The 25,528-nt window shown below is 50.3% G+C and carries 19 protein-coding genes; 10 read left to right on the top strand and 9 right to left on the bottom strand.

Annotated elements, in window-relative coordinates; all coding sequences use genetic code 11:
* Window positions 1–94 precede the first annotated feature (94 nt).
* The 4 genes from LCH85_04090 to LCH85_04105 all read left to right on the top strand — a co-directional run bounded on the left by LCH85_04090 (window position 95) and on the right by LCH85_04105 (window position 5,623).
* Window positions 95–1,720, top strand: coding sequence for a hypothetical protein (locus LCH85_04090; protein MCA0351154.1), 1,626 nt, complete (start codon window positions 95–97; stop codon window positions 1,718–1,720).
* Window positions 1,721–1,738: 18 nt separating this feature from the next.
* Window positions 1,739–4,183 (top strand): hypothetical protein, encoded by a 2,445-nt coding sequence (locus tag LCH85_04095; protein MCA0351155.1) that lies wholly within the window; start codon window positions 1,739–1,741, stop codon window positions 4,181–4,183.
* A gap of 291 nt (window positions 4,184–4,474) precedes the next feature.
* On the top strand, window positions 4,475–5,047 hold the full coding sequence (locus LCH85_04100; GenBank protein ID MCA0351156.1) for a PspC domain-containing protein: 573 nt from the start codon (window positions 4,475–4,477) through the stop codon (window positions 5,045–5,047).
* 156 nt (window positions 5,048–5,203) lie between these two features.
* Entirely contained in the window at window positions 5,204–5,623 is a 420-nt protein-coding gene (locus LCH85_04105) for a hypothetical protein (GenBank protein ID MCA0351157.1), read from the top strand.
* Window positions 5,624–5,687: 64 nt separating this feature from the next.
* Here LCH85_04105 and LCH85_04110 read toward each other — a convergent pair whose 3' ends face one another.
* Window positions 5,688–7,478 carry an EAL domain-containing protein gene (locus tag LCH85_04110; GenBank protein MCA0351158.1) on the bottom strand — a complete coding sequence of 597 codons (1,791 nt, stop codon included), beginning with the start codon at window positions 7,476–7,478 and terminating at the stop codon, window positions 5,688–5,690.
* A gap of 163 nt (window positions 7,479–7,641) precedes the next feature.
* Window positions 7,642–8,766, bottom strand: coding sequence for a radical SAM protein (locus LCH85_04115; protein ID MCA0351159.1), 1,125 nt, complete (start codon window positions 8,764–8,766; stop codon window positions 7,642–7,644).
* 259 nt (window positions 8,767–9,025) lie between these two features.
* Here LCH85_04115 and LCH85_04120 point away from each other — a divergent pair, with 259 nt between their 5' ends.
* From LCH85_04120 to LCH85_04140, 5 genes are all read left to right on the top strand, one after another.
* On the top strand, window positions 9,026–9,493 hold the full coding sequence (locus tag LCH85_04120; protein MCA0351160.1) for a hypothetical protein: 468 nt from the start codon (window positions 9,026–9,028) through the stop codon (window positions 9,491–9,493).
* A complete protein-coding gene (locus LCH85_04125; GenBank protein MCA0351161.1) occupies window positions 9,477–11,117 on the top strand; it encodes a histidine kinase in 1,641 nt (546 codons plus the stop codon). Before LCH85_04120 ends, LCH85_04125 begins: the two co-directional genes overlap by 17 nt.
* Window positions 11,118–11,137: 20 nt before the next feature.
* Entirely contained in the window at window positions 11,138–11,794 is a 657-nt protein-coding gene (locus LCH85_04130; protein MCA0351162.1) for a response regulator transcription factor, read from the top strand.
* 68 nt (window positions 11,795–11,862) lie between these two features.
* On the top strand, window positions 11,863–12,825 hold the full coding sequence (locus LCH85_04135; protein MCA0351163.1) for an ABC transporter ATP-binding protein: 963 nt from the start codon (window positions 11,863–11,865) through the stop codon (window positions 12,823–12,825).
* Window positions 12,825–13,664 (top strand): ABC transporter permease, encoded by an 840-nt coding sequence (locus LCH85_04140; protein ID MCA0351164.1) that lies wholly within the window; start codon window positions 12,825–12,827, stop codon window positions 13,662–13,664. Before LCH85_04135 ends, LCH85_04140 begins: the two co-directional genes overlap by 1 nt.
* A gap of 54 nt (window positions 13,665–13,718) precedes the next feature.
* Here LCH85_04140 and LCH85_04145 read toward each other — a convergent pair whose 3' ends face one another.
* From LCH85_04145 to LCH85_04160, 4 genes are all read right to left on the bottom strand, one after another.
* The gene (locus LCH85_04145) at window positions 13,719–14,723 is read right to left on the bottom strand and encodes a homoserine dehydrogenase (GenBank protein MCA0351165.1); all 1,005 of its coding nucleotides are present in this window, start codon (window positions 14,721–14,723) and stop codon (window positions 13,719–13,721) included.
* Between the two features lie 108 nt (window positions 14,724–14,831).
* A complete protein-coding gene (locus tag LCH85_04150) occupies window positions 14,832–15,698 on the bottom strand; it encodes a polyphosphate kinase (GenBank protein MCA0351166.1) in 867 nt (288 codons plus the stop codon).
* Window positions 15,699–15,754: 56 nt separating this feature from the next.
* Window positions 15,755–16,834 (bottom strand): metalloregulator ArsR/SmtB family transcription factor, encoded by a 1,080-nt coding sequence (locus tag LCH85_04155; GenBank protein MCA0351167.1) that lies wholly within the window; start codon window positions 16,832–16,834, stop codon window positions 15,755–15,757.
* 298 nt (window positions 16,835–17,132) lie between these two features.
* Window positions 17,133–18,677, bottom strand: a complete 1,545-nt coding sequence (locus tag LCH85_04160) for an STAS domain-containing protein (protein ID MCA0351168.1) — start codon at window positions 18,675–18,677, stop codon at window positions 17,133–17,135.
* 226 nt (window positions 18,678–18,903) lie between these two features.
* On the opposite strand from LCH85_04160, the gene LCH85_04165 reads away from it, so the two are divergent.
* Entirely contained in the window at window positions 18,904–19,299 is a 396-nt protein-coding gene (locus LCH85_04165; GenBank protein ID MCA0351169.1) for a response regulator, read from the top strand.
* 199 nt (window positions 19,300–19,498) lie between these two features.
* Here LCH85_04165 and LCH85_04170 read toward each other — a convergent pair whose 3' ends face one another.
* The 3 genes from LCH85_04170 to LCH85_04180 all read right to left on the bottom strand — a co-directional run bounded on the left by LCH85_04170 (window position 19,499) and on the right by LCH85_04180 (window position 25,481).
* On the bottom strand, window positions 19,499–21,379 hold the full coding sequence (locus LCH85_04170; protein ID MCA0351170.1) for a lamin tail domain-containing protein: 1,881 nt from the start codon (window positions 21,377–21,379) through the stop codon (window positions 19,499–19,501).
* A 246-nt stretch (window positions 21,380–21,625) separates the two neighbouring features.
* On the bottom strand, window positions 21,626–23,230 hold the full coding sequence (locus LCH85_04175; GenBank protein ID MCA0351171.1) for a gamma-glutamyltransferase family protein: 1,605 nt from the start codon (window positions 23,228–23,230) through the stop codon (window positions 21,626–21,628).
* Between the two features lie 178 nt (window positions 23,231–23,408).
* Window positions 23,409–25,481 (bottom strand): glycosyltransferase family 39 protein, encoded by a 2,073-nt coding sequence (locus tag LCH85_04180; protein MCA0351172.1) that lies wholly within the window; start codon window positions 25,479–25,481, stop codon window positions 23,409–23,411.
* Window positions 25,482–25,528: the final 47 nt, after the last annotated feature.

Consider the following 25,528-nt stretch of genomic DNA (forward strand, 5'->3'; position numbering starts at 1 on the left):
CTTTGGTTAGACTTGGTAGGAAATGTCAAGTTTTTTGCCAAGGCTGCTGGTATAAATCCTTCAGAATGAGTCAAAGCCAACTCTGGAGGAAATTATGCACTTTTTAAAAGCTTTGTTGATCGTTTGTTGTACGTTAGCTGCGGCAATTCAGGTTCAGGCTGCGCCCTCTGCTGGCGTGGTTGGCACTGGTACGCCTGCTAGTTGTACCGAGGCTGCGCTGGATGCAGCGCTGAGCAACGGTGGCACTATTAGCTTTAATTGCGGCGGAGCAGCCACAATTAATCTTACAAGCGATAAGATTTTGGTTAGTTCTACCACGATTGATGGGGCAAATCAAATTACGCTGAGCGGGCGTAATCTCAATCGATTGTTTGTAGCCAACGGTGCAATTCAGCTGAATCTACGAAATTTGACGCTAGAAGCAGGTTTTTCGGCGGTTGGCGGCGGGGCATTGGAGTTAGTTGGAGCCGAGGTTGTGCTCGATAAGGTGATTCTCAAAAATCATCAAGCAACCGATCAAGGCGGGGCGATCTATTGCTTTCAAGGCAGCGGTGGCAGCCTAATAATTCGCAATAGCAGCTTTCAGGGCAATCGCTCGGCTTCGGGCGGCGCGATTTATAACGATGGCTGCGATTTGGCTATTGACAACAGTGATTTTACTGCCAATATAGCTCCGACCAACACAGTTACTTCATTTGGGGGAGCGATTTATAGCGTTGGCCCAACCACAATCACCAACAGCCGTTTTTATCGCAATCAAGCCCGTGATGGCGGTGCGATCTTCATTCACACTCAAGCCTCGGCGACCATTCGTTATAGCAACTTTCTCGAAAATACTGGCGGTTATGGCGGTGCGCTCGAAAACACTGGCGGCCTGACGATCACCGATAGTTTATTACAAGCTAATACGGTTAGTGGCACTGGCGGTGCAATTTGGAATAGCGGCGGGCGTTTATTGCTCAAACGCTCGCGTTTGCTGAACAATCAGGCCGACGAGGGTGGCGCGATCAGTAGTTATGGCACGCATGCCGAACTCGTCGATCTGTTAATCGAGGCGAATCAAGCAACTGGAACAAACGGCGGTGGGGCAATTTTTCATTCTAGTGGCACGCTGTTTATCAGCAATGCCAGCCTGATTCGCAATCGCGCCAGCGCTGGTCATGGCGGCGCAATTTACCAAAATTCCGACGATAACCTGACGTTGACCAACGTGACGCTAGCCGAAAATCAGGCCGATCAATTTGGTGGTGGCCTTTATCACAAAGCCCGTTATGCGGTGATTACCAACAGCACTTTTTACAATAACACCGCTTTGGCTGGTAGTGAATGGTACGAAGATTCGCCGCTGACCAGCGAACAACCAGGCATTATTCAAATTGGCAATAGTGTCGTGGCTGGCGCTAGCAATAATTGTGGCGGCAGCGCTGTCCAATCGTTGGGATTCAATTTTAGCGACGGTACATGCGCTGGGCTCGATACGACCAGCGATCAGCAAAATACCAATAATCTGCTGCTTTCGGCGCTCCAAGTGAATGGCGGGCGCGTTGCCATGCCAGTTTATACGCCGCTGACGGGCAGCCCATTAATTGATAGTGCCGATCCTAATCTTTGCCCAACGACTGATCAACGGGGCGCAGCGCGGGTGGCGAGCTGTGATGTCGGTTCGGTCGAAGCGGCGGTGCAATTACCCCAAGTTTATTTGCCATTAGCAATCCGTTAATTGATTGTGGAGGAACCTATGCGACGTATTTCAATGTTGATCTTGCTGATGATTCTGGTCGGCTGTGGGGTGGCTGCTCCAGCGCCCACGAACCCTGCCGCAACCAGTGTGAGCGGCGAGGCCACCAATTTGCCGCCCGATTCAACCAAAACCAGTTTGCCAGTGATCATGACTGGAGATCCGAATGCTCACCCACGTTTGTGGCTAACTCAAGCCGATTTACCGCGACTGCGAGCGTGGGCCAGTGATACCAACCCAATGTATCGCGATGGCTTGAAGTTGGTGGCTGAAGAGGCCAAAATCACCATGGATGCTGGCGATGTGCCAACCCGCGATTGTGGTAGCACCGAATACGAAGAGTTTCCAACTGAAATGTATGCTGAACTCTTCGCATTTATGTCGTTGATTGATCCCAATGAGGCGGCTCGTGCCGATTATGCGCAACGAGCACGAACCCTGTTGATGTACATCATTAATATTGCGGCCCAAGGCCCAGCTGAAAATGATGATTATCTGTGCCCTGAAACTCAATCGACAGGCTACCCACCATTTCGTAGCCCACGCTTTTTCACCGAGGATTCAAACCGTGCCCGCTGGCATGGCGAGGCCTTTCCCTTAGTCGTCGATTGGATTTATCCAGTCTTGAGTGCAAGCGATAAAGCGGCGATTCGCGGGGTCTTTTTACGCTGGTCAGATGAAATTGTCCAACGCGCCTATCATCATCCTGAGCCAGTTGGCGTGATCAACGATCCAAGCTTAATTGCCGATACGGCTCAAGTTCGTTGGTCGGGCAACAACTATTTTGTGGCCCATATGCGCAATTTGGGCATGATGGCGCTAGCATTTGATGCCAATGATGATGCCAATAACCAACTGCGCGATTATTTGAACAACGCCACAGGTGCTTGGCTCTATATTTTTGATCATCTGACCCGCACCGATAGCAAGGGTGGCCTGTTGCCTGAAGGCTTTGAGTATAGCCCACAAACCGCCAGCTATGCGATTCAATTTTTGTTAGCTTTGCAAACCGCAGGCAAAGATAGCTGTGGCACGCACTGCAAACTCACCGAAAATCCATTTTGGGATGATTTTGTTACCAGCTATTTACACTCGTTGAGTTCCAATCCCACCGAAGATCCTAACCATGGTTTGGTTTATCAGCCAGCATGGTATGGCGATGCCCAGAGCTATCACTTGGTCGATTTTATCAACGCTTTTGGTTCATTGGGGATTTACGATCAACGGACTGGTAATGCTGCCCGTTTGGCCAAAGTGCGCTGGATCGAAACCGTCACCCCGCCAGGTGGGGCTGAGGGCTTGATCGAACGGGTTGGCAACCCTAACGATTTTCGCGATGCAATTATCTATTTTATGCTGTTTGATCCGACGGCTGCTGTGGCGAGCGACCCACGCCCAAGCCTACCGCTGGATTTCTACGCTGAAGGTATGCACAAAATTTTCTCGCGCACCAGTTGGGCCGATGATACAGGTTGGTTCAATTTCAGCCTAAGTTGGAATTTTATTGACCATCAACAGGCTGATGGCAATCATTTTGAGTGGTTTCGCAACGGCGAATGGCTAACCAAAGCTCGCACTGGCTACGCTGATATCGCCGAGGGTATCGCCAGCTCAGAGTTTCGCAACCTGATCGCGCTCGAAAACGATCAGCCTGATCGCGATCCATCCGATTGGCGGATCGATCTATGGCAACGTGGCTCACAATGGAATTTAGTGCCTACTGGCGATCCAACCTTAGTCGCGCATAGCCTTGATAGCCGTTTTACCTATGCTTTGGGCGATGCAACCAACCTCTACAATAGCGAAAACGAGGCGACGACCGATATTAGCCACGCGAGTCGTTCGATTGTCTGGCTCAAGCCCGACACAATCGTCACCTATGATCGCGGCACATCACAAACCGCTAACCGCTTCAAACGCTGGTGGTTACAATTACCCACACCAGCGACGATTAATGGTAATCGCGCCACGATGACGACTGCTGGTGGACAGACGTTGAATGTAACCAGTTTATTGCCAGCAGGTGCGACATTAACCGCCGTCAACATAGCCGACCAACAAGCGGAAAATACTGCGGCCAGCGACGACCCGATGAAAGTGCGGTTGCGAATTGATGCTCCTGGCAACCCACAGGATGTACGCTTTTTGCAGATATTACAAGCCGCCAACAGTGGAGTCACGCCAGCCAATGTCAGCTTAATTCAAGCCAGTTCTGGCAATTATGCTGGAGCCCAAATTGGCTCGCAGGTGGTGCTCTTCCCAATTAATCTTGATCAGGCCTTTGCCACAATCGAATATAGCACTGCGAATACTGCCAACCTGCAATTAATCACTGGTTTGCAACCAAACACTGGCTATACAATCCAGCGTAACGGCAACAATGTCAGCATCAGCCAAGGCGGCTCGCAAATGAGCGATAGTGGTGGAGTTTTGGTAATTGAGTAAAAGAACATAGAGCGAAGAACATAGAACATAAGTATGTGGGATTTGGTTGTTGGGGGTCAGGAATCAAAACCTAAGCCCTAGTCCCTGACAACTGAACCCTACATCCTGCGTGTCCTTCGTGGATCAAAATCAGAAACCCATAGCCGATAGCCAAAAGCCGATAGCCAAACTTCGTGTCACTTCGTTTCCTTCGTGGATCAAAATCATGTTGATTCTCACTGCAACAATTCAAAATGGCCTAGCGTCCTAGCTACCAGATAATCAATCAATTGCTTTTGAAGGAGCTAGACAATGACAACCCAAGTTTCTAACCGTTTGACCCGCAGCGCTACCGACCGCCGTTTTGCTGGCGTTTGTGGTGGGATTGCCGAATACTTAGCTATCGATTCAATCTGGGTTCGCTTAGCCTTTGTATTCTTGGTGATGACGGGGATTAGTATTTTACTGTACCCATTGTTGTGGTTCATTATGCCACGCGGCGCAGTCAGCTACTTGGCTCAAACAACTCAAGCCGTCCAACAACCAGTTAGCTATCAAGTGGCCCAAAGCGTCGGCGTACAACCAAGCGTCAATGCTCGCTTCGACCCAATGACTGGCCAAGCCATCAAAGCCGAACCATATCGCTTTGATCCAGTGACCGGCCAACCAATCGGCCAAAGCATTCCCGTGAGCAACCTCGCAACCCCAGTTGCCACGGTTAGCCCAGATGTGATCAAAGCTCGCCGCAACTTGTGGCTCAAGAGCGCCTTGGTCATCGGTGGTGCCTTGTTCCTGAGCAGCATCTTGGTCGAAATCGCTCCAGTGCTGATTCCAGTTGGTTTGGTCGTCGCTGGTGTTTGGTTGATCCGCAACAACAAAATCTAATTTACTCAATTCAACCGCCCTTGGTGTCAAGCACTAAGGGCGGTTTTTTGCGTTCACAAATGGCAATGCTTGAACACTTGACGAGCCTAGGCTATGCTATGATAGCATTCAGCCCAGTGCTTTCGATTGAATTTTGTTTTGGAGGAACACCGACTCATGCAAACGTTTCTGCTGAGCGCTCACTCAGGTTGGCGTTGGATTGTTATGTTGGCGGTCTTGGTTGCCATCGGCTATGGTTTGTGGGGTTGGCTCACCAAACAACCATGGAACGATCTCGCCCGCAAAATTATGCTCTACACCACAATTGCGATCGATATTCAATTGCTTGGTGGCTTAGCCTTGTATGTAGCCCGCGAATCGTGGAGCCAACTCAACCCAGCTCAAGTGCGCTTTGAGCACCCAACCATGATGGTACTGGCCTTGGGCTTGGCCCATGTGGTCAGTGTCAAAGTTAAACGTGGCAAAGTTCCAGCAACCCGCTATACCTGGATGGCTTTGGGCACACTGGCGGTTTTGGTTTTGGTTGTAGTAGGGATTTTGCGCTTGCCAGGCGATCGTTTGTTCGCAATGTCGTAAATCGAGGTTCAAAACCCACAAAAATGCCCTGTTGCGTGTGCCAATGCAACAGGGCATTTGGTTTTTAGAGGCTCAAGGGTTGGCTATGCAGCCACGAGGTAATATCGGGCGCAGTCATGGGGCGGCTGAAATGGTAGCCCTGACCATAATCACAGCCCAAATCGCGCAAGGTGGCCGCTTCTTCAATTGTTTCGATGCCCTCAGCAATCACATTCATGGCCAATTGCTGCGAGAGCATAATAATTGCCCGCACAATTTCGACGTTGCGGCTGCCATCGCTCATAGCATTGACGAATGAGCGATCAACTTTGAGCGTATCCAAGGGGAAGTGGTGCAAATAGCTTAATGATGAATAGCCTGTGCCAAAATCATCAATCGCCAGCTTTACCCCCAAATTTTTAATTGCGCCCAACTGTGCCCGCGCCAATTCAACGCCATGAATTACCATACTTTCGGTAATTTCTAGCTCCAACTGAGCCGGATTGATGCCGGTGCGCTGAATAATATCGCCCAAGGTTTGAACTAAAGCTGGGCTGGCCAATTGACGCGCCGAGAGATTGACCGAAAGCACTTGTAAGCGGGGCCGCGAATGGTCTGCTTGCCAAGCCAAAAATTGCTGACAGGCAGTTTCTAAAGCCCAAAAACCAATTGGCACAATTAAGCCACTTTCCTCGGCCAAATGAATAAACTCGTTGGGCAGGATCATGCCGCGCTGCGGGTGATGCCAGCGCAACAAAGCCTCAACCCCAACCATCTGGCCGGTTGGTAAAGCCGTAATTGGCTGATAATGCAAAATTAATTCGTGGCGCTCTAAGGCTCCGCGCAAATCAATTTCCAGTTGCCAACGCTCAGCCAGTGCCGCATGCAACGCTCGATCAAACAAAAAGATTTGGCTAATGCCATTGGTTTTGGCCTGATACATAGCGGTATCGGCCTCACGCAGCAAGGTTTCGGCCTGGGCTTGACCATCGCCCAAGGTCACACCAATACCGAGGGTGGTATAAATTGGCTTATCGTGTAGCACAATTGGCTGGCTAAATTGCTCTTGAATTCGTTGGGCATGCTCAAGCGCTTGCTGAGCATGGTGCACATGACCAAGCACAACCACAAATTCATCGCCACCTAAACGGGCAGCTAAATCATTGGGGCCAAGCGTCGCTTGAAGACGTTGGGCTATCGTTTGCAGCACTTGATCGCCAACATCGTAGCCCAAGGCATCGTTAATCGCACTAAATCGATCAACTTCAACAAACAAGACAGCAAAGTGTTGTTGATCGAGTTGGCGCTGGGCGATCAGGCGTTGGAGTTGAATAACCAAGCTATGGCGATTGGGCAAGCCCGTCAGCCAATCGCAGGCTGGTGGTGTCCGTTGCGCCGTTGCAACAGGCTCAGTTTCACGGCAGTTGAGTAGCCAATAGCGGCCAACTTGATGCCGACAAAACTCCAGCTCACGCCACGAGCCATCAGCATGGCGACAGCGTAACATTTGCCAGTGAATTTGGGCAGTTTGGGTATGCAGCAGTTGTTCAAAATGGTTGAATGAATCAGGATGTAGGAGGTGCTTGAATGATTGACCGTTGAGGTCAAGGGCCGGGTAGCCAAGCTGTTGATTCAGCAGCGGGCTGATTGCAATAATCGTCGCCTGCTGATCGATAATCACTGTTTGTTGACTTTGCGGCCAGTGCCACAAGCCTAATTGGGTGCTAATGCGCTGAGCGGTGCGGCGGCGCTGCCAACGCCAGCACAACCAGATTCCCAGCCCGCAAACTAAGCCGATTAATAACCATTCGGTTGGCAACATGGCCGCTTGGGCAGCCGAATCGGGCAATCGGACGTTGGGCGTTTGAACACTCATGACACCTACGTGAATCAGCCGAAACCTGCGGTCAGGGCAGATTTTGGCATTAGGAACTCAGAGCTACATACTACCTGAGTTCGTAGCTTTGTCGAGTAGTATTTTTAAGCTTCTAGAGGCGGTTTTTTCTTCACCTCATGCGTACCGCTAGCCATTGCTTGGGTCACTCGTTACTGGGATCGTTAGGGGTATCAGGGCTACGCACTTTTTCAAGAATTTGGTCGAGTCGGGCGCGGGTATCACTAATATTCAGCACTTCGCGCAACATCGGCCACAATGGGCTAACCGCTAAAGCTGGCTCATCGGCTTTACCATTGAACACCGCTTCGGCCAAATTCGAGTGACGGCTGGCCAATAGTTCGCGGCCCTTGATTTGGTCGATAAAGGCTTGATGTTTGAGCATCAAAGCGGCCACATTATTGGGAGCCAAATGCTCGCGATACAACTCCAATGGTGCTCGCGGGTTAAGATTCAGCTCTTCAAAACGTCCCAAAATATCGCGATGCATCTCGCGGCGATACTCTAGGCTGGGCTGCATATCCTTGCCATACAATTCACGATAATACGAGGCTGGATAATTGCCTAAGCGTGAAAGCAAATCGGTGATTCGTTGGCGATGGCGTTCATTCGGCTGCCACAGATATTCCCAAACCACAAAATCTGGCTGAACATTGGCGATCGCATTCAAGGTCAAAGGCAATTGGCGATCAGTGTCGGTCAGATACGGAATGACTGGCAACATCGCCACGCCAGTTGGAATGCCTGCACGTTTGAGGGTATTCAAGGCTTCCAAACGAGCTGAGGGTGGGGCAACTTTGCCCTCTAATTTTTCCGAGAGCAAGGGATCAATCGTCGGAATGCTCATCACCACAATCGCCAAGCCCTGCTCATTCATGCGTTGCAGCAAGCTCAAATCATCCATCACTGCCAAGCTTTTGGTCAAAATTAACACTGGTTGCTTGGCAACTTGGCAAGCCTGGAGCATCTGGCGGGTTAGGCGATAGGTTTTTTCGGCAGGTTGATAGGCATCGCCAAGGCTGAAGGCAATCAGATCGCCGCGCGAAACCACGCTCAGTTGCTCGGCAAAGCGATCAGGCAAATCAACATTAGCGCGGATAACCTCGTTAAATGGCCGCTGACTGAACGACCAGCCATCGCAATAGGCACACCCAAACTCGCAGCCCACATATGGACCAACTTGATAGGTCGAGAGAAAAAATTCATTAATTGTGGGGCGACGAGGTGCTAGCGCTGGCCCACCTGGGCGCTCTTCAACATAATAGGCCATAGGTTGACTCCATGGTGTAGTTATTCCTGCGCATTATACCCAAACTTTGGCTAGGCGAATTGCACCATACGTTGTAAAACCACGGTTGCTCGCGGTGTTAACTCAACGCTAATATAGCAACCCGCCCATGCCAATGCTCGTACTTAAGGACGAGGCTCGGTTGCAAATTTTACAGTTCCGATTGGCCCCAGATTCGGATGTATAATCCAACAGCCTCGTTTATAGTAGGATTCAAGCTTTGTAGTCGTTGGAGGATACCATGCTTCAAGCTCAGTATAGTAGTTGGACTGGCCGAAAACTTGAAATTCGTAGCGCCTATGCCAACCAAATTACCGTTGAATTTAAAGGTTGGCGTAATAGTGCGCAATGGCAAATTGAGCACACAAATTACACCCTCAGCCGAGCCAAAGGCAAGGGCTACCCACTTGTTATGAGCGCCAATGGTCAAGAAATTATGCGAGTTGCCCGCGTGAGTATCTGGAAAACCACGCTTGAAGGCCATTATGCCAACCAACCCTTACGCTTCGAGCGGCCTTCAATCTGGAAAAGTGGCTATCAGGTGTATCTCAATGGGGTCATCATTGGCGAAGTTAAAGCTGAAGGCTTTTGGCAACGCACCATGACCGCTAGCTTCAACAGCCAACAGCCCTATGATTTTCAACTTGGCTGTTTGATGATTGCAATCAGCATTTGGCGACAAGAGGCAGCGAGTGCAGCAGCATCGTAAATTAACCCTCGTTCAACGCTTTGGCCAGCGCTTTGGCACGCTACGCTGGAAACTTACATGGTCGTATGTGTGGATCAGCGTAGCGTTGACCTTATTGATTAATGGTTTGGCGTTTGGTTTAGTGATGGGCGCTGCGCCACCGCTCAATGCTCCCGCCTTGCTTAGCGCAGCCCAAAATCATGCCGCCGAGTTCAGCGAGGTTTTGCAAGAGCCAACCGATCAGCGCACAATCCAGCAGTTGTTGCGCTATCGCTTTGGTTCGTTGCGCGGCCAATTTCTGCAAAATAACCTTGAATTGGCGATTAGTAATACGATTAATAATTCTCCCAGCGATCTTTCGCAGGAAATTATTTTGATGCCAGCTGAGGTATTTTTGCCTGAAGCGACCAATGTGTTTAGCGAGAGCTATCACCTCTTGTTGCTTGATGCCCAAGGCAATGTGCTCGGCGGAACCTTTCCCAGCCGTACTCCGGCGGGCCAGCCATGGAATGATGCGATAGTGGGCAATGATCGACGGGTTGTGCAGGCAGCACTGGCAGGCAGCAACGATATCGATCAATTAACTTGGAGGTATGAGAATTATTTAGTGATTGCCACGCCAGTTCGCGATCAAGCCAACCAAGTGATCGGGGCACTGTATGTACGTTCGCGGCCACTCAGCCAAAATCAAGTGATTGTTGCATTGTTGATGTTTGTTATTTTTATTGCCAGTTCAATTATTTCGATTATCGCCAATGCCTTAATTGGCATGGTCTATGGCTGGTTTGTGGCCCGTAATTTTGTGCGCCGTTTGGTGCATCTCACCCAAGCTACCGATAGTTTGGCTGCTGGCGATTTGAGCGTGCGGGTCAACGATGGAGCGATCGACGAAATTGGGCATTTGGCGCGGCGCTTCGACAGCATGGCCCAACAGCTTGAATCAAATGTCAAAATGTTACGTCAACTAGCCGATCGCAATGCTGCCTTAGTTGAGCAAGCAGGCCAATTGGCAATCGTTGAGGAGCGTAATCGGTTGGCTCGCGATTTGCACGATAGCGTTAGCCAAGAGTTATTTAGCGTCACGATGTTGGCGGCGGCTGCGCGTAATTTATTGCCAGCCCAGCCCGACAAAGCGCGTAGCCAAGTTGAACAACTCAGCCAAATGGCCCAACGCGCCTTGCACGAAACCCGTGGCTTGATCTTCGCACTCCGACCTGCTGCGCTCGGTGATCAAGGTTTAGTACCAGCGTTACGTCAACTTACCGAAGAGGCAGCGCGTCGCCAAGGCTTGCAGATTGAACTAAATACCAACGGCGAACGACGCATTCCCTTAGATCACGAGCAGGCGCTCTATCGGATTTGTCAAGAAGCCTTGGCCAATGTTACCAAGCATAGCGGCGTGAACAGCGCCAGCGTAAGCCTTGAATATGAAGCCCATTGCACCACATTAGAGGTGCGTGATCGTGGCCGTGGCTTTGATCAAGATAAACCACGCAATTCGCACTCGCTAGGCTTGATTAGCATTCAAGAACGGGCCAAAGCGGTTGGCGGCACAGTTGCATTAACTGCTGCACCAGGCCAAGGCACAAGCCTACGCATCGTTGTACCACGAACCCAAACTGGGCTACTAGTCGAGCCACGTTGATAGCCAAGAAGGAAAGCACCATGCAAGAGCAGATCCGAGTTGTTTTAGTTGATGATCATGTCGTGGTACGGGTAGGTTTACGTGCCTTCTTGGATACCCAGCCAGATATCGAGATTGTGGGCGAGGCCGCTTCGGGAGAAGAAGGCGTGCAGGTTGTGAGCCAAGTCTTGCCCGATGTAGTACTCATGGATTTGCTGATGCCTGGAATCGATGGGGTTGAAGCGACGCGCCAGGTGCGCGGAGCTTCGCCACATACCCAAGTGATCGTACTGACATCGTATAGCGAAGATGAGCGCATTTTTCCAGCGATCAAGGCCGGAGCACTCTCATATTTGCTCAAAGATGTTGGGCCTGATGCCTTGGTGGCAGCAATTCGGGCAGCGCGACGGGGCGAGGCCACCTTACATCCAATGGTTGCTTCACGCTTGATGACTGAACTTACCAGCTCACGCCGCTCGCCCTTGGACACCCTGACCGAGCGCGAGCGCGAAGTATTGACGTGCATTGCCCGGGGCATGAGCAACGCCGAAATTGCCGAACATTTGGTGATCGGTGAGCGCACGGTCAAAACCCATGTCAGCAATATTTTATCTAAATTACACCTGCAAGATCGAACTCAAGCAGCAATTATGGCCTTACGTGAACGCTTAGTGCCGCTTGATGACGAACAAAAATAATAAATACTTGCAACAATTCAGCGATTGTTAACGTTGTATCAACACCGCAGCTAGATTAGGAGCATTGTATGAGTGGAATCGCAATTACTGCTGAAGGATTGACGAAAGTCTATAAAAATATCCCCGCAGTTAATAATTTAAGTTTACATATTCCTGAAGGCACGATTTATGGTTTTTTAGGCCCAAATGGTGCAGGTAAAACCACCACAATCCGCATGTTATTGGGGCTTATTCGACCAACCGCAGGCAAAGCAACCATTTTTGGCCACGATATTTTGCATGCTCGCAAACATATTGCACCTTACGTTGGAGCAATTGTCGAATCGCCAGCATTTTATACCTATATGTCGGGCTTAGAAAATTTACGCGTTCTAGCACGATCAGGCGGCCAAGATTTACCGCAAGCACGCTATGATGAATTAATTGAGTTTGTAGGCTTGCGTGGCCGTGAAAAAGATAAAGTTAAAACCTATTCATTGGGTATGAAGCAACGGCTTGGGGTTGCCGCAACCTTGCTCAACGACCCCAAAATCGTGTTTCTTGATGAGCCGACCAACGGGCTTGATCCGGCTGGCACGGTCGAAATGCGTAACTTAATTTTGCGTATGGGTCAAGAAGGTCGCACAGTCTTCCTTTCAAGCCACTTGCTCTACGAAGTTGAACAAGTTTGCTCGGATGTGGCGATCATCCAAAAGGGCGTGACGATCAAACAAGGGCGGGTACGCGACTTGCTGGCAACCGAAGGCGGCCCAGGCTATGCGATCGAAGCCGCGCCATTTGAACGAGCCATGGCGATTTTACAAGAACTACCACAATTAAAAGCTCATAGCTTCGACCAACACTGGATTAACATCAATGCGGAGCCGCAAGATGTGCCAAATGTCATGCGCAAATTGGTACAGGCTGATGTTGATGTATTTCAGGTGGTGGTGCGCCAGCGCTCGCTCGAATCGTTGTTCTTAGAAATTACTGGGACTGGCGGCGCGTCAGCCCAACAACCCTTGGCTGAAGTTGTGGTAGGAGGTCGCTAATGTGGAATTTATTTCGAGCTGAATGGACAAAAACCTATAAACGCCCAGCCAATATTGGGCTATTGCTAATCACTTTGGCGATTATTTTGATCACCTTTGTGGCGCAAACTGGGATTGCCTTGTACAACGGCAAAGATGATATAGGGTGGACAGCAGCCCAATTCGCGATGATGTTTCCAAATGGGTTTCTCTTCCCTTCGATTATTTTGAGTGCAATTGGTTCAATGCTGGCTGTGGTGTTTATGGGCAATAGCATCGGCTCAGAGTATAGCCGTGATACCTGGAAAGTGCTCTTGCCACGCCGTGCTCGTCGCAGCGATTTCATCATTGTTAAAATTGCCATCTGCTTGTTATTTATGATCTGTCTGATCATCATTTCGCTGATTTTCGGGCAACTGATGGGCTTGATTGGCACAGCAATCTTAGGTGGAACACTATTTGATTTTGATAGCTTTTCGCTGGGTACCTTGCTAAAATCGTTGATTCCAGTCTTATTGCAATTAGTGGTCTTTTCATCAATTACCTTGTTGGTAACTATGGCAGGCCGCTCGACGATTATGGGGATAGTCTTTGGGATCGTTGGTAATACGATTTTCAACCTGGCCATGAGCTTTTCAACCTTGGCAGCCAAAATCTTACCAAATGCCCATATTAGCAATCTTGAAGCCAATTGGTTGTACACGGGCGATGAACAAAAATTAATGTTTGAAGGGGTCGATCGAGTTTTTGGCACACATATTTCATTAAGCACCAGCTTGATGGTGGTAGCAGCCTATATCTTTGGCTCAATTATGTTGGGGATTCTCTTGTTCCAACGGCGCGATATGGCAGGTCAATAGTTCACAGTTATCAAGAGGGTTTGAGCCGTGGTCGTCATTGACCACGGTTTTTGTTTAACGAAGGGCCAAAAGATCAAACAAGACTGCTGAGGCGGTCACCTCGACTCCTGCACCAGGCCCGCGCACCACCAACGGGCGCTCTTGGTAACGGTTGGTTGTCCAAGCCACCATATTATCTGGCCCTTTGAGCGAGCCAAGCGGGCTATCTTTGGCGACTGCTTGCAAGCCAACTCGCGCCCCATCAGGCGTAATCGCCGCCACATAGCGCAGGGTTTGGCCTTGGGCAACAGCTTCGGCTTGGCGTTGAGCATAGCCAGCATCAAGTTGCTCAAGTTGCACCATAAATTCAACAATGCTCAAATCAGCAAACGCAGCTGGATACAATGGCTCAATTGTAATATCGCTTAAGTTCCATTGATAACCCAAAGTACGCGCTAAAATCAAAGCTTTACGGGCAACATCAACACCGCCCAAATCATCACGTGGGTCGGGTTCTGTCCAGCCCAAGGCTTTAGCTTCACGCACAGCCGCCGAATAAGGCTGGCCTTGTTCGATTGATGAGAGCAAAAAGCCCAGTGTACCACTCAAACAGCCTTCGATGCGCTGAACCTGATCGCCAGTATCGCGCAGCAAATTGGTGGTCACCACAATTGGCAAGCCAGCCCCAACTGTGGCCTCGTAGCGGGTGCGGCGCTCAGCAACCAAGGCTTGAAACAACGTTAAATCTTCGCACAACGGTTTTTTATTGGCCAAGGCCAAACTCATGCCACGCTCAACCAATTCAACCAACTGGGCAGCATTGGCTTCAGCGGTCGTATCAGCCACCAAACAGCCAGCGGGCAAGGCGGCTCGCCAATCGCCGCTGCTTCCCTCGGGCAAACTGGCTAGGGCTGTGCCTTGGGCTTTGGCTGTCGCCACCGCCAACCAGCGCTCGTTGCTCAATGGTCCCGCCACATACCCAGAACGATCAGCCACCAAGGCAAGGTTGAAGTGCGGCAAAGCTTGGGCCAACACCGCCCGACCGACTCCACCAAAGCCATAAATTGCTAAATTGTGCATCGTAGAGCTTCCTTAATCTGATGTGTCGGGCTGTATTGTACGGGTTAGCCAGCTATTTAGGCAAAAAATGCTGAGCACGAGGAAGCAAACTTGGCGTAAATTCGATAGTTAATGATCTTTGCGCTGCTTTTTGAGCAACTTTCGCACTTTTTCTTCTTCGGCAATCACCGCCTCAACTGCTTTGGCCGAGAGTTTGCCAGCATCAACCAAGGCATAAGCGCCCGATCGATCGAGCACCAAGGTATTAGCATCGTCAAATTCAAACGGCATATCAGCGACTAACATTTCGACCACCGCCTTGAGAATCGCAATCCGTGCCCAGCGTTTGTCGTTGGCGGCAATCACTTGCCATGGGGCGTTTTCGCTGGATGTTCGGGCTAGCATTTCATCAATTGCAATCGCATATTCCGACCATTTCTCACGATTGCGCCAATCTTCTTCGGTTAATTTCCAGATTTTCAGCGGATCATTTTCGCGCTCACGAAAACGCTTTTCTTGCTCGTCGCTCGAAATATGTAGGAAAAATTTCAAGACCGAAGTACGATCGTTATGTAAAATTCGTTCAAAATCGTTGATTTCACCGTACGCTTGGCTCCACTCGCGCATGGTAGCAAAGCCTTCAACCCGCTCTACTAGCACGCGGCCATACCAAGAACGGTCAAATAAAACAATCTGGCCATCGCGGGGCAGGCGGTTCCAAAAACGCCAAAGATAATTGTGGGCGCGTTCTTCGGGCGTGGGTGCAGCAATTGGGTGCACCACAAACCCACGTGGATCGAGCGCCTCGGTCAGGCGTTTGATCGCACCACCCTTGCCGCTCGCATCCCAGCCTTCAAACACCAAAACCATGCGATGGCCAATTTGGGTCACGGCGCGTTGCAAACGCAACATTTTAAATTGCAAATCGGTGAGTTGGCGCTCATAGCTTTTTTTGCCCAAATCCAACGATAAATCAACTTGATCAAGCAGCGACATTGCAAGCTCCTTTAAAAGCAAAACGCCCCGTTGTAGCGGAGCGTTGGCTGGTCGATTTAGACAAATTCGCGTAGGCGAGCGGAAATTTCTTCAATCCGTTGGCGATTGATCGAATAATATTTTGCGCCCTTGTCGCGGCGCACATTCAGCACACCTGAGGTTTCCATCAGCTTCAAATGGCGCGAAACCGCCGATTGATGAATATCGAGCAAATTGACAATTTCTTGGGCATACAATTCGCGGCCATGCAACAACGTCATAATTTGCAGTCGCGTTTTATCGGCCAACGCTGCTAATGGCTGATACAGGCTTTGAGTGCGTTCAGTTTGCTCATCACCTTCAGCTGGTGTGGTGCTGCTATTATAAAACACCGTAAGTAATGATCCATTGAAAAGAAACGACAAGTATGGCCCAATATATTGCGATGGCACAAAACGCACAGTGCTAATCGTGCCAAGTCGTTCATGAATATGGTCGGGCAAGCGGCGACCAGTCACTCCAGCAAATAAATCGCGGAAGTTGACGCTATATTGATGAGTCCGATGATAATGGGCATTCCGTTCGCGGCGGACTTGTTGCAGTTCATATTGCTCACGATAAATTCGATCCCAAAAACGCTGAATCGTTGAGACCAACAAATCGCGCCATTCGGTTGGTTGTTGCAATAATTCAATTAGCTCATCGGTATCAACCGGAAACTGCATTTTAGCCAATAATTCTTCTAATTGCTCTTGATCGGCAATAATTTCGGCTGGTGTGTGCAATAATTCAACATCAGCATTAGCGGCGGTGCGTTGCACAATTTTATGCACCATCGCGGCACATTCTTGCGGCGAAAGCGCCTTGAGATCGTCAATCAAGCCATTAAAATCATCGTGACCCGTTGCACCTGGCGGTAAAATTTGGCCTGAAACAGTTTCGACCACCACATAAGGATAAACACCCATGCGCATTGCCAGCTGAATATCGTGGCGTAAGCGCGGGGGCACACTCGCAGCAGCCTCAACCAGCCATGCATCCAAACCCTCAAAATCGTGGACAATTCCAATCAGACCCATTGTCGAAAGTAGATCCAACCCAAGTGATGGGACAAAATCAACTTTAAATGCCGGTTGAGCGCGAACGAGTTCAGTCATAACCATCGACTCCTACTTTTAAGATGCGTTCCCACCATTTGGGGTGATCAAGCTAGCGTATACAATCCCTGCATGAGGGAGCATACTCCCCCGCATTCGACAACGCTCTGAAAGATGGGTTATGCAGGCTTGTACATTTTAGCATATTCTGAGTAACTTGGGCTAGGCGCTGGATTAAGGTTAACCAACGTTTATGATTGGCAGTTGGTTGCTGCGCCCAAGCCAGCTCCTACAGCGGCAAGCGCGGAATTGTGTGAGCTGATTCTCAGCTTTTTGGCAGTGGGAATTTAACTTAGGGTTAGCGGAGGGCCGCTTGCATACCAGCAGCCAGCGTTTGATAGATCGCAATTTGACCAAGATCGATATTGGCAGCGACAATTTCTTCGGCAATCGCTGGATTTGCTCCAGTCAGCAACAAGCGTGCCCCAAGCAATTGCACTGCTTGGGCCGTTTGGCCGAGCGCAACCGCTGCCCGTTGTTCAAGCTGTGAAATCCCAGTCAGATCGAGGATAACCGTGCGAGCACGATAGGTTTCAATTCCATGCAAAATCGTGGTTTGCAAACGCTCAGCCCGATTGAGATCGATTTGACCGATCAAGGGCATTGCTAAAACCTCACGCGAAACCGGAATCAACGGCAAGGCTTGTTCGGCCAAACTTTGCTCTTGGAGTTCGAGCAAAGCCGCTTGGGTTTGCAATTGGCTTTGCTGATTTTGCAGCATTTCGGCTTGCAAGGCACTGCGTTTAGCCTCAGCCGCCAGTTGTTCACGCTGGGCAATGGCCAACGAATCAAGTGCTTGATTGACAGTTTTAGCCAATAAGCCTAGCTCATCGGGGCTAGCAAAGTTAATCTGATGTTGATCAGGCTGACTAGGATCGATCTGGCGCAAATCGCCAACCATCGAAGCAAGAGGATAGAAAATAAAGCGTCGCAAAGCCCAAAAGAGGCTCAACAACCCCAAACAGCCAGCAATCCCCACCACACTAGCGATTAACCAGAAGGTACGTTCACCTTGAATATAAATTGTACGAGGCAGGGCTAAAGTTGCCACCAACAAAGGTTTACCGTCGATTGACGGAAAAACCACAAAACCTTCGAGGGTATTATCGTTGAAAGCTCGCGAAACCAGGCGCTGCTCATTAGCCAATTCGCTGACAATCTGCTGCCGCGTTGGCGCAAGCAAGCGATAATCACTCAACTCAACTGGTAACAAGGTTTGGTAATTAATCCGATCAACCACCGCTTGATCGACCATCCGCCCATAAATCAATGTGCCACGCGATGGACCTTGGGCATCGCTGGTGAGAATCGGTCGCGCCGCCAAAAGCCATAGTTTGGTGCCAGCCCGTACCACACTCGTTTTGCCTTGATCAAGTTGGGGATGATTGAGTAATTGGGGATAGAAATTGTTGATATCAAAAAACTCAAATGGCACGGCAACCGGCTTGCCTTGTTGGGGATCATAGGTTTTGGCGAACACAATTGTGCCGTTCTGATCGGTATAGAGCATCGCTTGCACATTATACAGCTCAAATACTTCGTCGTTGGTATTTTCTTCAATATAGGTGGGCGTGCGCTGATTGATAAAATCATACGATTCATCCCAAGTTGCCATTGATAAGACCAAGGCATCGATCTGGGACAGCTCGCTATCGATTGCTCGCCGCACCCGTTCGAGGTGATCTTGCATTTCCTGTTGTTCAGCAAAAAGGCTTGAGCTATTGACGATATAGCGTAACGGAATCAACAAAACCAGCACAACGATCAACATAATGCCCAATAAAGCAAGGCTAATTTTGCCACGAACACTTTTATGCACATATTGTTGATAGGCTGCTTTCATCGCTGAACTTCCTTATGCCATCGTTGGCTTTGATGCGAATTGGAATGCAACGCATAGAATTGTGGTTAGGCTAACTATACACCATCTCAAAACCACCTTTCGGGTGAGCAATATCCCCCGAAAGTAACTATTTACAGCTAGGACTTCATGGTATACAACAACACTAGAGTATCAATCATTGGTAGCGATTTCAATTAATCGTGCCGATTGACAGCAGGAGCAAGCTATGCACATTTTAATTGTCGATGACGACCAAGACAATCGCACCATCCTTACAACTCGCTTGCAACGGCGCGGTTTTCAAATTAGCACCGCCAAAACTGGGATCGAGGGCTTGATGATGGCGTTGCAATTAAAGCCCGACTTAATTCTGATGGATATGTCGATGCCCGAATTGCATGGTTGGGGTGCAACCGCCCAACTTAAGGCCTCACCGCAAACCCGCTCAATTCCGGTGATTGCGATTACCGCCTATACCCTCTCTGGTGATCGCGAACGCTGTATGGCGGTTGGTTGTGATGCCTATGTCGAAAAGCCTATCGATTTTAATCATTTGCTCTCAACGATTCAGCGGGTGGCTGAACGCCATAGCATTGCCCTTGAGATCAAGCTAGGTGGGTAGAAATGTACCCACCTAGCCATAGTATACCAACATTCAACCACGATGCTAGCTGCTTGTCGCTATGGTTGGGGATAGTAGGCAGCAAACACGGATCATGCGACTTGTGTAACGTGCATTATACACCGTTCCAGCCTCATTCTTGTGCTTCGCCATTACACAACCCCTTGATTAAACATCACATTTAAGCTGCTGCCAAGGGCTATTTGCTAGCCCATGGTAAGAACACGTTGTACTGCTGAGCAATTGGCGTATTGGTAACGGTTGGCGTATTCGTCGCCGTTGATGTCGCCGTATTGGTTGGCGTATTCGTTGCTGTGCGCGTTGGCGTTACCGTATTAGTTGGCGTGTTGGTTGCCGTGCGCGTTGGCGTTGCCGTATTGGTTGGTGTGTTGCTCGCCGTTGGCGTAGCGGTATCAGTTGGCGTATTAGTTGGCGTGTTGGTCGCCGTTGGCGTAGCGGTATCGGTCGGCGTATTGGTTGGCGTATTGGTCGCCGTTGGCGTTGCCGTATCGGTTGCGGTTGGAACAACTGGCGTGTTGGTTGGCGTTGCCGTATCGGTCGGCGTATTGGTTGGCGTGTTCGTCGCCGTTGGCGTTGCCGTATCGGTTGCCGTTGGAACAACTGGCGTGTTGGTTGGCGTAGCGGTATCGGTTGGTGTATTGGTTGGCGTGTTCGTCGCCGTTGGCGTAGCGGTATCGGTTGGTGTATTGGTTGGCGTGTTCGTCGCCGTTGGTGTTGCCGTATCGGTCGGCGTATTGGTTGGGGTAGCAGTTGGGTTTGCCGCTAAAACCGTGTAGCTATAATCATCAGGATCATCATTAAAGCCTCGCACATGTTGACCAAGCGGATTCACATATTGGCCATTATTGTGCTTCAGATAGGCTGAGGCTGAGCCATCCTGGGCAATTACCCGATAGAAAATGGTTGTGCCGATTGGCTGAGCTGGAATGCTGGCCTGCCACAAATCGTAGCTATGGATTGGCTGGCTGCGAAAACTTGCGCTCAACGATTTGATTCGCGTCATTGGAATGGTGGTCGAATTTGCTCCATCCCAATAGCGCAGGCTAACCGTTTGCACATCAAGCGCATCAGTCAATGCCGAGATCGTCACAGCCGTAGTTTCGTCGATTGTGCCACTAGCACTATGCAAAAAGCTGTAGCTCTCGTTTGGCACAAGCTCAAGTTGGGGATTGACCGCATTAGCGCTGTGATAGAGTTGATCCCACAAAATATTATTATCGCCACCAAGCACGATTGGCGTGCTGGTCGCGGTGTTCGTTGGTGTGTTCGTTGGGGTATTGGTCGGCGTGTTCGTTGGGGTATTGGTTGGTGTGTTCGTCGGTGTGTTCGTTGGTGTGTTCGTTGGGGTATTGGTGGCCGCTGAACAGCTCAACGTAGTGCTGGCAGTATTACGTGGGTTTGGCGTACCCACGCTAAATTCAGTGGCATTATCATCAGCATCAATACATGGATTGGTACGAATAGCACTTGTTGTATTACTTGGCGCACCTGTTGCCCCACTCCCCTCGAAGTAATTCGCACTCCCGAAACCAACCAGATCGACAATTTGGCCTTGTTGGGTAGCATTACAAGGTGTAGAAGAGCCATTACAAGCTAAACCTGTTGCAACATTCGCCAAAATTACTTTGCCACCAGTACCAGACATTGCGATTGATCCGAGGGCATCAGGGGTTGGTAATGCAACACCATTTGCTCCACCACCTAAACGCACGAGATAGTATTGACCAGGAGCAATTGAGGCATTTGGTAGTGCCATAACATTTGTACTGAAATTACCAGTACCCGTCGCTGATGTATATTGGATTGACCAGCCATTAATTGAAACACTCGCGTTACTCAAATTGAATAACTCAACAAAATCATGAGTATAGGTAGCACCAGTATTTCCGCCGCCCCCATACACTTGGCTAATCACAACGGTGCTTGATGCAGCAAACGCAGGCTGAGCATTGGTCTGCGGCAGCAGCCAAGCCAACAAGCCTACCAATAAAACACTTAATAATGAGCCGACGCGGGCACGATCAACAGTCAACAACGACCGCAATGAGCGCAATTGCATACCAACACTCCCCAAGACACAGATTTGGCTAAAACGTAAGGATCACTAGCGATCTTGCCACGCGGCCTAGCCCAACGTCAATGCTATTTAGTCCTATCAATGGCCTAGTTCTTTGGGCGATTATTGGCGTGATTGGTGGTAATAAAGTTTGATAATTAATTTAATTTTAGCCCTTTGGAATGCAAAAAAACAGCTATAGCCAAGCCATAGCTGTTTGAACTAGGTTAGATCTAGGACTAGCTTGATTTAGAAGCCCAAAGCACAGCCATCAGCCCGCATATCGCTGCCACCGATCAACGAGCCATTGGGCAAGCGCCAGATAATTTGGCCGCGCCCAAACATGCCACCTTCAGCATGAATTTCGACATCGTGGCCCATGGCGCGTAAACCTTCAGCGATAAATTGGGGCACGCCATATTCCAAATAAACCTTACGGCCAGCGCCAACTTGCCAGCGTGGTGCATCGAGGCTAGCTTGCGGATTAAGCTGCCAATCAACACGGTTCAAAATCATTTGGGCATGGCCTTGAGGTTGCATCGCGCCGCCCATCACCCCAAACGGCCCAACCGCCTCGCCATCGCGGGTCAAAAATGAGGGAATAATCGTGTGGAAGGGCCGTTTGTTGGGCGCTAAAACATTGGGGTGTTGCGGATCAAGCGAGAAGTTCGCGCCACGATTTTGTAGCGCAATCCCAGTTTCGGGCACAACCACGCCTGAACCAAAGCCCATATAGTTTGATTGAATAAAGCTGACCATCATGCCATCGCCATCGACCGCACACAGATAGACCGTGCCACCTTGGGGCAACTGACCATGCTGTGGGTCAAGCGCATACTCGCCAATCAGGCTGCGGCGGCTAGCAGCATAGCGCTTAGAAAGCAATTGTTTGGTTGGCACTTCAACATGCTCAGGGTCGGCAATGTAGCGATAGGCATCAGCAAAGGCTAATTTCATGGCTTCGATTTGCATATGATACGCTTGAATGGTATCGCGGGTGGTATGGCTCAGATCAAAGCCTTCTAGAATATTCAGCGCCATCAGTGCTGCCAAACCTTGACCATTCGGCGGAATTTCCCAGACTTGATAGCCGCGATAGCTAGTGTTGATTGGCTCAACCCAAGTGCTGGTATGTTGCGCTAAATCGGCGGCGCTGATAAAACCGCCAGTTTGCTGCGCCCATTCGACAATTTGCCCAGCCAATTCACCGGTGTAAAAATCGTCAGCGCCAGTTTGAGCAATCCGGCGCAAGGTACGCGATTGTCGCCGCGAACGCCACATGTCGCCAGCGCCAGGCGCACGCCCACGGTAGGAAAAGGTGTTAAGCCAAGCACTGGTTGCGGGGTCGGTCATGGCTTCGTAGCGGCGCAAGGCCAAATTCCAATAATGCGAGACTATCGGCGTAACCGCAAAGCCATCTTCGGCGGCACTAATTGCTGGCATCAGCACTTCTTCAAAATTTAAGCGCCCAAATCGTTGATGCAGATCGTGCCAAGCTCGCGGCGTACCAGGCACAGTTACGCTCGGCCAACCATAGGCTGGCATCTGTTGATGGCCTGCTTGGAGCATGGTTTCTAGGCTGAGCGCTTGCGGCGCACGCCCTGAGCCATTGAGGCCATGCAATTTGCGGCCATCCCAGACCAAGGCAAAAGCATCGCTGCCAATTCCGTTCGATGTCGGCTCGACGACCGTCAACATTGCGGCGGCGGCAATCGCTGCATCGACGGCATTGCCGCCACGTTCAAGCATCGATAAGCCAGCCAAAACCGCCTGTGGCTGGCTGGTCGCTACCATCGAACGCCGCGCAATCGCTGGCATGCGCCGTGAGCTATAGGGTAAATCGATCAACTTCATCGTTTGCTGCCCTCTGATGCTAAAATTTAAATGTTGCTGCTTGTCTCTATCCTCATCAAGTTTAAATCAATAGGATTACAGACTAGTTAATCAATTGAGGTTTATTGGCCACTTGGACTCTGAGTGATCACCATCCTTCCGTCCCGCCTCAAGTCAGAAATATGGCCTCACCCACAGCCTATTCCACAACAATCCAATCGACACGCAGCCCTAAATCGCGTCCATCGGGATTGGTTGGCTCTAGATCGTGCGGTACAAAGGTGCTACTGCTACGTAATTCAATTGCTAATGGTATGTTACGTAAACTATTTGGCAAAGCAATTTCATGGGTCGCCCACGCTGAGTCGATGGCGATTTCGGCTAAAAATTGCCCATTAGCGAAGATACTCACGTTTGGTGCGGCCAAGCTGGTTGGACGTTGGCTAGCAATCCGCAAGCGCAACAAATTGGCATCACTAGGCGCTTGCAACCAGATTGTGGCCTGATCGCCAAACCAGCGGCTACCATCCTCGGCAGCATACCAATCGTCAATCAAGCCCAAATCAAGGCCATTGCCCAAATCGAGCGTACTGGTGATGGGAATAAATTGCATACGTTGGCGTGACCATGCTTGCAGATCTTCGGTCGAACTGGTTTCGTAGGCCAATTCAGCCGTAGCCGCCTCAAGCTGGCCTTGCTGGCGCAGATAATCGCCTAACAATAAATGAGCATAGGCATGGGCTGGCAAATAGTCAATCGCCAAACGCAATTGCTCTGCGCCAACGCTTGGTTGCTGGCTGACAAAGGCGATTCGCGCCAACACCACCCGTGCTAACGCTGATTCAGGATCGTAGCGCAAGGCATTGCTGGCCGCCGATTGGGCCTCAAAAATCGCCACACCTGAGCTAGCTTGCTCGTTCATGGTAGCTGGCAAGGCGGTCGCATCAGCTAAATGTTGCTCGGCCTGCCACAAATACCAATGTTTTTGGCCTAAACGCCAAGCCTGTTGGGGATAATTGGCATAGCTCAAACTCAAGGCTACCACGCTTGCGCCGGTTGCCAGCGCCAACCATTGGCGTGGTCGCGGCCAAGCCCAACGCAATTGGTGGATTTGCCAAGCAGCAGCGGGCAAAAGCACAGGCAACAACGGCAAACGATAGCGATATTCCACATGAAACAGGCAGGCCGTAAACACGGTATAGCCAACCCACGCCGCGAGCAGGAGCTTGAGATTACGCTCGCAGGGCAGCGACCACATACCAGCCAAGCCCAAACCAATCAGCAACAACCACCAAGCATCACCCAAGAGCAAGCGCAACCAAACTTCACTAGCTGGTCGCCAAATCGCTCGTCGCGCAAGCAAATCGTCGCTATGCTCTAAGCCCCAACTATGCCAAAATTCGCGTCCAACCTTGGCCAAAAACCAATCAGGGTTCTGGGTTATCGCCGCGATGCCTTGTTGTGAGGCCAATTGGCTGCGCTCAATTCGCGCATCGCCCATTGCATATAACTCTGCTTTAACCAGATCGCGGCCACGTGGATCGTTATCAAGCCAGAGATTTTCCTGACCAGTCGTATCAATCAGAATAAAGCCATCATAGGTCAGAGCGTTGCGAATTGTCCATGGAGCAAGCGTCAGAATGGTTGCGGCCAGCAAACCAAGCATCTGCCGCCAGCGCTGCGGATTATCGCTACGCCATAGCAATAATAAGGCTAATGGCAACAACGGCAATGCCACCGAGCGAATTAAACTAACAAGCGCAATCGCCACGCCAGCGGCAATACTCCAGCGCAATTGTGGGCGACGCAAGGCCAACATCAACAAGCCAAACACCAGCATCAAGCCCGCCAACGTAACGGTTTCGCTGAGCAATTCGGTTGCATTCAAGGCCAAAGTAAATGAGCCAGCAGTCAAACCAGCGGCGATCAAAGCCAAATCGTTGCGGCGTAGCAACAGCCGTGCCCACCACCAAACCAAGGGAATCGTGGCGGTGCTGATCAAGGCGTTGATCAGCCGCAAGCCCTGTAAATCGCCATCGAACAGCCAAACCAACGCTGCCAAGCCCATGGGAAACAACGGTGGCCGCATAAATTGCAAATCGTAGTATTCTTTGCCTTGGGCCAAGGCAATTGCCAAATCCAAATATTCGCGCTCATCGCCGCCCAGTGGCCGAAATTCATGCCAATGCCACGCAGCGAGTCGCAGCCCCAAGCCCAAACCCATCAGGCCAAAAAGAATCGCAAAGCTGAGCCAAGAACGCTGCAAACGCATAATCATTCCATCAATAGCCATGCACCAGAACAATGCATCAGGCGGTA

The sequence above is a fragment of the Chloroflexota bacterium genome (assembly GCA_020161265.1).
Classification (GTDB): Bacteria; Chloroflexota; Chloroflexia; order Chloroflexales; family Herpetosiphonaceae; genus Herpetosiphon.

Bases quoted from the DNA above. Each gene is read 5' to 3' on its own strand.
- LCH85_04160 (MCA0351168.1), bottom strand. From the start codon at position 18,677: ATGAAAGCAGCCTATCAACAATATGTGCATAAAAGTGTTCGTGGCAAA.
- LCH85_04115 (MCA0351159.1), bottom strand. From the start codon at position 8,766: ATGGCCTATTATGTTGAAGAGCGCCCAGGTGGGCCAGCGCTAGCACCT.
- LCH85_04165 (MCA0351169.1), top strand. From the start codon at position 18,904: ATGCACATTTTAATTGTCGATGACGACCAAGACAATCGCACCATCCTT.
- LCH85_04130 (MCA0351162.1), top strand. From the start codon at position 11,138: ATGCAAGAGCAGATCCGAGTTGTTTTAGTTGATGATCATGTCGTGGTA.
- LCH85_04155 (MCA0351167.1), bottom strand. From the start codon at position 16,834: ATGACTGAACTCGTTCGCGCTCAACCGGCATTTAAAGTTGATTTTGTC.
- LCH85_04135 (MCA0351163.1), top strand. From the start codon at position 11,863: ATGAGTGGAATCGCAATTACTGCTGAAGGATTGACGAAAGTCTATAAA.
- LCH85_04110 (MCA0351158.1), bottom strand. From the start codon at position 7,478: ATGAGTGTTCAAACGCCCAACGTCCGATTGCCCGATTCGGCTGCCCAA.
- LCH85_04150 (MCA0351166.1), bottom strand. From the start codon at position 15,698: ATGTCGCTGCTTGATCAAGTTGATTTATCGTTGGATTTGGGCAAAAAA.
- LCH85_04175 (MCA0351171.1), bottom strand. From the start codon at position 23,230: ATGAAGTTGATCGATTTACCCTATAGCTCACGGCGCATGCCAGCGATT.
- LCH85_04145 (MCA0351165.1), bottom strand. From the start codon at position 14,723: ATGCACAATTTAGCAATTTATGGCTTTGGTGGAGTCGGTCGGGCGGTG.
- LCH85_04095 (MCA0351155.1), top strand. From the start codon at position 1,739: ATGCGACGTATTTCAATGTTGATCTTGCTGATGATTCTGGTCGGCTGT.
- LCH85_04180 (MCA0351172.1), bottom strand. From the start codon at position 25,481: ATGCGTTTGCAGCGTTCTTGGCTCAGCTTTGCGATTCTTTTTGGCCTG.
- LCH85_04140 (MCA0351164.1), top strand. From the start codon at position 12,825: ATGTGGAATTTATTTCGAGCTGAATGGACAAAAACCTATAAACGCCCA.
- LCH85_04105 (MCA0351157.1), top strand. From the start codon at position 5,204: ATGCAAACGTTTCTGCTGAGCGCTCACTCAGGTTGGCGTTGGATTGTT.
- LCH85_04120 (MCA0351160.1), top strand. From the start codon at position 9,026: ATGCTTCAAGCTCAGTATAGTAGTTGGACTGGCCGAAAACTTGAAATT.
- LCH85_04170 (MCA0351170.1), bottom strand. From the start codon at position 21,379: ATGCAATTGCGCTCATTGCGGTCGTTGTTGACTGTTGATCGTGCCCGC.
- LCH85_04090 (MCA0351154.1), top strand. From the start codon at position 95: ATGCACTTTTTAAAAGCTTTGTTGATCGTTTGTTGTACGTTAGCTGCG.
- LCH85_04100 (MCA0351156.1), top strand. From the start codon at position 4,475: ATGACAACCCAAGTTTCTAACCGTTTGACCCGCAGCGCTACCGACCGC.